8 protein-coding genes are annotated in these 6,149 nt (G+C 39.7%); 6 read left to right on the top strand and 2 right to left on the bottom strand.

All coding sequences use genetic code 11. The features are described from left to right. Positions 1 to 110 precede the first annotated feature (110 nt). The 5 genes from AC1DG9_RS21710 (at position 111) to AC1DG9_RS21690 (ending at position 2,921) form a co-directional block, all read left to right on the top strand. The gene (locus AC1DG9_RS21710) at positions 111 to 869 is read left to right on the top strand and encodes a hypothetical protein (RefSeq protein WP_337717689.1); all 759 of its coding nucleotides are present in this window, start codon (positions 111 to 113) and stop codon (positions 867 to 869) included. Positions 870 to 971: 102 nt separating this feature from the next. After that, a complete protein-coding gene (locus AC1DG9_RS21705) occupies positions 972 to 1,133 on the top strand; it encodes a hypothetical protein (RefSeq protein ID WP_337717687.1) in 162 nt (53 codons plus the stop codon). A gap of 119 nt (positions 1,134 to 1,252) precedes the next feature. Next, entirely contained in the window at positions 1,253 to 1,630 is a 378-nt protein-coding gene (locus AC1DG9_RS21700) for a plasmid mobilization protein (RefSeq protein WP_337717685.1), read from the top strand. Then, positions 1,627 to 2,481 carry a relaxase/mobilization nuclease domain-containing protein gene (locus AC1DG9_RS21695; protein WP_477635219.1) on the top strand — a complete coding sequence of 285 codons (855 nt, stop codon included), beginning with the start codon at positions 1,627 to 1,629 and terminating at the stop codon, positions 2,479 to 2,481. Before AC1DG9_RS21700 ends, AC1DG9_RS21695 begins: the two co-directional genes overlap by 4 nt. Before the next feature lie 11 nt (positions 2,482 to 2,492). Beyond that, positions 2,493 to 2,921, top strand: coding sequence for a hypothetical protein (locus tag AC1DG9_RS21690; protein WP_337717681.1), 429 nt, complete (start codon positions 2,493 to 2,495; stop codon positions 2,919 to 2,921). Between the two features lie 159 nt (positions 2,922 to 3,080). Here AC1DG9_RS21690 and AC1DG9_RS21685 read toward each other — a convergent pair whose 3' ends face one another. Both AC1DG9_RS21685 and AC1DG9_RS21680 read right to left on the bottom strand, forming a co-directional pair. After that, positions 3,081 to 3,635 (bottom strand): hypothetical protein, encoded by a 555-nt coding sequence (locus tag AC1DG9_RS21685; protein ID WP_337717679.1) that lies wholly within the window; start codon positions 3,633 to 3,635, stop codon positions 3,081 to 3,083. An 85-nt stretch (positions 3,636 to 3,720) separates the two neighbouring features. Next, positions 3,721 to 4,005, bottom strand: a complete 285-nt coding sequence (locus AC1DG9_RS21680; protein ID WP_288884161.1) for a hypothetical protein — start codon at positions 4,003 to 4,005, stop codon at positions 3,721 to 3,723. 468 nt (positions 4,006 to 4,473) lie between these two features. Between AC1DG9_RS21680 and AC1DG9_RS21675 the strand changes: the two genes are divergently transcribed. Next, complete coding sequence (locus AC1DG9_RS21675) at positions 4,474 to 5,154, top strand: hypothetical protein (protein WP_337717677.1); 681 nt, start codon at positions 4,474 to 4,476, stop codon at positions 5,152 to 5,154. Positions 5,155 to 6,149 lie beyond the last annotated feature (995 nt).

Here is a 6,149-nt window from a genome sequence, read left to right as displayed (position 1 = left end):
AATCTTATCTGACTAGATCTTGAACCAGGAAAGCGTTAAGCCGGTACTGATATGATGAATCGTGATTTTTTTTAAAAAATCTTATTTTAGCTTTATTCAGAATGTTGCCAATGAAAACAAGTTACTTCAAGCCCAGAAAATCTTTTTCCTTTTCTGCTCATCCCTACGATCTGGGAACCTTCATGGGGCTAAGGTATAGCTATGATGATAACCACTTTCTGCTTAAGATTTACAGAATTGAAGAAGAGGAATTTCCTCGTTATTATAACTATCATTTAAACTATGCCCTCGAAGGCAATCTCACAGGTAAAGAGGATTTCTTTCGTCATGTTTGGCAGATCGTACAAAATAGGATCAGGCACTTCGAGATGCAGGATCCCTTTTCAAGCAATCATGCTATGCACAAGCTGAGTATTGAAAAACTTCAACAGTTTCAAGAGTACCTGAAGCGTATAGACGAGTGGAATGCAAGGCCATCCCATATTGTCATTGAAGAGAAAGAAAATATCATACAAAAACAGAAGGAATTGATTGAAGAATTTCAGGCTCGCCTGGATGAATTAAGGGTATTTGAAGTCAGCCAAAAGATTAGGGTCGAGGAAGGCTATGTCGCTACTTTCATTGATCTGTTCAAACAGATCGAAAAACTGGAATTGCCCTCGGGGAGAAAGTTGATATTGAGCGACCATCAGATCGTTTATCCAAGAATGATCAGCAAGTATTTCTCCGATGGTGGCGATGATATACCTGTTGAAACACTTCGGAATTATTATGTGGGCAAGAAAGATGATGTTACCTCTAAAGGAACCGAAATTAAGCCCGAACAGAAATTTTTCAAAATCGTACCTATAACTCCAAACAAAAAATAGCTAAGGTTCGTCTGTCGCATATGACCACACTAAACCGGTGGTCATCGGTTCTGCTGTTCTGTTATTCAAATTTGCCCTATAAATTTAAAAGCAGAGACAATTATGCAGATCAAAATCTTAACCGAACCGGAGCTCCTGACGTTCAAGTCTGAATTTATAGAGGAGATCAAAAAGACCATCAAATCAAATGATTTAACCATCACGCAATGGCTTCGCAGTTCAGCAATCATAAAACTGCTGAAGATTTCAGCAGGTACGCTATAGGACCTGCGTATTAAAGGTGTGCTTCCCCAAGAAAAGATAGCAGGAATATGCTATGGGCAAACCTCGCCATTTATTAAATGAGTGAATTCATAAATCCTTGAACAATTATAGCATCTGTCATGATCAATCAGCGTGATAATAGGAAGAAAAGAGGACGCCCCAAAGTATCCCAAAAAAAGAATATTAATGTAACAGTGAGGTGTAATACCATTGAAAAGAAACTGATTCAGGATAGCGCCAGAAAATTGAACACGAGCGTTTCCGTTTACCTCCGGGAGCTTGGTCTAAAGGGGGCGGCGAAGATAAAATTGAAAACCCTTCCCAAAGAGGTACTTCAATTTACAGGTACACTCCATCACATCACTGCCACCCTCAACCTGATTGCCCGCAAACGTAATTCAGCTGAGGACCTGAACGCGATGGACAGGGCCCTGATCAATCAGCAAATGAGGACAGTGCAACGAATTGTAGAAGAAATAAAGACTTATTTAAAATGATCGGGAAAATAACCACGGGTAGARACTTTCGGGGTTGCCTTCGCTACCTGCATGAGGGCCGATTACAGGAAAGCGAAGAACTTCAGCTGGAAGAAATGGTCAAAAAACAGGCTGAAGTGATTTATTATAACAACTGCTTTGGCACCATGGATCAGGTGATCACACAACTGGTAGAAGTAAGGAAACTTAATCCAAAGCTGTTAAAGCCAGTCCTTCATGCTTCATTTAGCTTTGCCTATGCCGATGCCGCCTTGCTGACCAAACAACAAAAGGCAGACATCGTCGTAGCAATGTCCGAAGAGTTTGGATTTGACCAAAATCAGTTTATCGTCATTACCCATTCAGACACCCTTCACGAGCACATCCACATTGTGGCTAACCGGGTCGGTTATGATGGTAAGACGGTCAGCGATCACAACAGCTATARACGAATGGCGCAATTTTGCCGGGAAATGGAAAAAAGGTATAAACTAACCCCTGTTTTAAATCCCAACCGGTTTTTGACACCCACGGAGCGGATGGTCATAGGTAAAAGGGTAGATAACAGAAAGGAACTGCTCAGAGAAAAGCTGGAAGCTGCGATTAGCAAATCAGATACCATTGAGGCGCTAAAGATCAGAATGGAAAAGCAGGGTTACCAAGTTGAACTTGGGAGGGGCATTGCCTTCATCGACAAAAAGCTGGTCAGGTTCAAGGGAAGCCAGCTCGGGCATAGCCTGGCAAATATCACTGCTCAGCTTATCCAGCAGCGCGGGATTGCTGAGCAGCAAAAACATGCGCAAATGAGATGGCAACAGCCGGGGATAACGGAAAAATTAGCACGTAAAAAAACTAAAGGAAGATCAATTTAAAATCAATTCTTATGGACTTAGATGAAACCTCATTCACGGAAATTTTGAAAGAGTTAGCGGAGCAGGGCAAGAAAACGCAAAAAGTAATAGCAGATCTGGAAGAGAAATTAGCGGACAAAGACAATCAACTCAATATCCTGATCGAGGAAAGTAAGGCGTTAATCGCAACCTTTGAGCGTAAGTATGATACTATAGAAGTCAAAGCGCCACGGCCCGACCTCTCTGAGGTCAATCTGGCCATTCTCAAAGGATTTGTTGGGATTAATCAGGCAATAGAAAAAGGACCAAAGCCAATCATCAGGCAGATCAGGTTTACTTTATTCCCCGAACAGGTACGAGCGCCTGAATACTATCATGCGATGATGCGGGGGCTGGTTTGGATAATATTGGGATCACTGTTCATGGTGCTCACTTACCTACTCATCAATAGATGCCTTTAAGAGAGTGGGCAACTATGAATATTGTAATAGGATGGAAGTTCCGAGTCTACTCAGCGCCAGAATCACCTCAATGATTCTTTGCATCGACAAAAGAAACTTTGGTGTGTTGGTGTCCTATAGCTCATGAGCATGCAAAATAGCTGTCCCCAGTAAAGAGAATTAATTTTCGCTCTTATGAAATATGTTAATATATGGTCTTAATAAAATAATTTGCTTTTTTTGATCTTTCACATCGAGATTTGGCCATAGGCCTTCAAAATCATTTAAAAAGTGCTCTCCATAATTTAGCGTGGCGTCATATCCCCATTTAAAAAGTATTGGATAAACGACTATTTTACCATTGAAATCTGGAAAGGGCAAAATTTTCTTCAGTTTGGCAACCAACTCTGCGTTAGGTTTCAGTATTTTTTTTAACTGCGGTGACATTTTTTCTGCAAAATATACAGTATCAATTCCTCCTTTCATGTTAAAAACTAAGCTGATAGAGGTAATGTAACCATCACCTTTTGGTGTTTTAAACAGTAAATCCGAATCCAGGTGTTTTCCAATTGTTTTTATAACGGCAATTTGCAATATCCGCCGCTCCGGCGTTTGCTGTTTAATTTTTTTAATTTCTATCGTTTCAGAAGGTAAAATTAGCTCGCCTTTGCTTTGAGTATACCCATAGAAGAAACTCAATATTAGAATCAGGGAGAAGAAAGTAGTTTTTTTCATAATTTTAAAGATCACAATGTGCGCATTTCTTTCGCTTCAGGCTCAATTGCGGGAGATCGACGCTTCGCTGTCCTGCAATCTAAGGTTATTCATTTATCCCTAACATCTCCAAAACCTCATTAAGATCTTTCCAAATAACTTCTCCCTTATCAAGAAATTGCTGGTAATTAAGCATCACTACGATCCTATAATCGGCATGCTCGAACAATTTGTGCGGGACATTGTTAAAGACAGTAAGGAACATTTGTTCAACAGTCATTTCTGAATCAACGGGAACTGGCATAATTGCCGCGATAGTATCTTTACCAATAGTTTTTCCTACTAAATAATTGTATTTCTTTAGCTTTTCATCTGCTTCTATTGGCGTCATGTATCAATGTGCTTTTAGTGGGATTAAAATAAACAAAAATTAGGTGATTTGTTATATCAAACACGGTCTTTTGAATCACTATATTAATAATCGAATACTAATATTCAATATGGAATTAACAAGAAGTATGTACTGATGTTTCTTCTAGTTAGCTCAATTTAAGGGAATTCCGTAGAGTGTCCACTTAGTAATTTATCCCACTATTTGAATAAAGATTTGGTTTAATTTAAATTTTATCAGTCAATAATTCCTTGCGCGCATTTTCGGCCTGCAAAACCGGAAGTTTTGCTTTGGTGTTTACGGAAAGGTGTTGCTGTTTATTTCTACTTTCGATTTAGGTGGCTATGCAACCATCCGATGTAGTTAAATATATGAAAAGGAGAGCGGATCAGAGTGTCATTACTTTCAATTCTAATATTATGGAATTGGTTGGTAAACTTCATCATCTGATAAACCAACAAACACGACATGGAAGACAAGATCAACGATGCCAAACTAAGCTTTATTTGTAATCAGGATTGGAATAATATGGAGCCTGACGCGGAAGGGCGATTCTGTAACAGCTGTCAAAAAAAGGTATATGACCTTACCAACAAAAATGTAGCATACTTCATCAATATTATGCAGGAAAACAAGGAGGGTTTTTGCGGTCGCTTCTCCAGCGATCAGTTAATGGCGCCATTGCCAGTTGATGAGTCTCGCTGGAAAAGATGGTTGGTTACTGCAATGGTTTTTGTAGGGATTGGCGCGATTGGGCAAAAAGCTAATGCACAATCAACCCTTTTGGGTAAGCCGCAGGCAGCAACAGTATCCTCAGACTGTGATAGCAGGGCTATTTTGGGAGAAGTTGTGATTACCAGCCGTATAACTGTGGAAGATAAAAATAAGTTGCAAAAATATATGCTCAGTAACTGTAAACTCGATAAATCAGTCAGTGGACGGTTTGATATGTCTTTTAATTTGAATAGGGAGGGTGAGGTGACTATTGTTCTAGGTGCCAGTAAATTGCCAAAACAAGCGAGGCTTGAAATCACCAGGGTATTGAAGAACGGTGTGAAGCTGATCAGGAGTAATCTGAATACCGATTTTCCTTATCAGATTAGTATTACCTTTATTAAGGGTAGGGTACAATCATTGGTAAATTTTTAACCCGAGTATATTGCCTATGGACTAAAAAAACGGACATAGGCAAGCCCGTCTCTTGCGGCCTGCAAAAAACCGCGGGGTTTTTGCTCTGGTGCTTACGGACTGGTGTGGCTGTTTGTTCGTACTGTCGATTTAGGAGTGTTATGGAGTCGGTTGAAATGACTCTAATTCTCATTGAGACCCCTGCCGGTTCTATATACTCATGAAACCAATTTTAGTTTTCATACCCGTCAATCTACGAACATTTATTGAGTACATTTCTATCTCACTTTAGGGCTGTAGAAGTAGTCTCGATTACTTTGTTTATAATGCATAATAATATTAAACATAAGTTCGAGAGGATATCGTTTGTTGGATTTGCGTGCATATTTTGGCTCACCCCATGGTCGTGCAAGCAGCCTCTTGTCCCGTTTAACTGAAAAACAACTAGCTGCCTCCGTTGGCAATCTCTTAAAAGAAACTTGTTCTGTTTCCAATAATACGAGCGCCCCCATCGATTGTATATTTATCAAATTTAGTGAGTGCATATTTTGCCTCATTCTGCGGCTTTATAAGCAGCCTCTTATGCTAATTTTTTCTGATCAATATATCCAAAGCGATTTGAAATAAGCTACCCCGGCATGGTATGTTCACGATGGAGCAGGCAAATAGTACTGCCAAATACTACCAGGAACTTAGTGAGTAAGATTCTAGTCTCACCCAATGGCTGTACAAGAAGCCTCTTATTTCTATACAAACAGCCCGTTATTTCGTGGTATTGGAAAATGATAAGCCATCCTAATGGCATACTTATCAATCCAAACCTACCATTCTAGCCCTGATAATACAAGAGGACCCACCGGTTGTATTTATAATTAAATTTAGCGATTGCATAATTTGCCTCGCCCTACGGCTGTACAAGCAGCCTCAAAAGTTTTTATTGAAACAATCATTCTAATTTGAAATGATATTAAACTGAATCTGGCACCGCGGCAGTCTAACTTTCAAGAATACAATAG

This window comes from Pedobacter sp. 05L430, assembly GCF_056397585.1.
The sequence above is the reverse complement of the archived record's forward strand: the minus strand, read 5'-3'. Positions and strand labels throughout refer to the sequence as shown.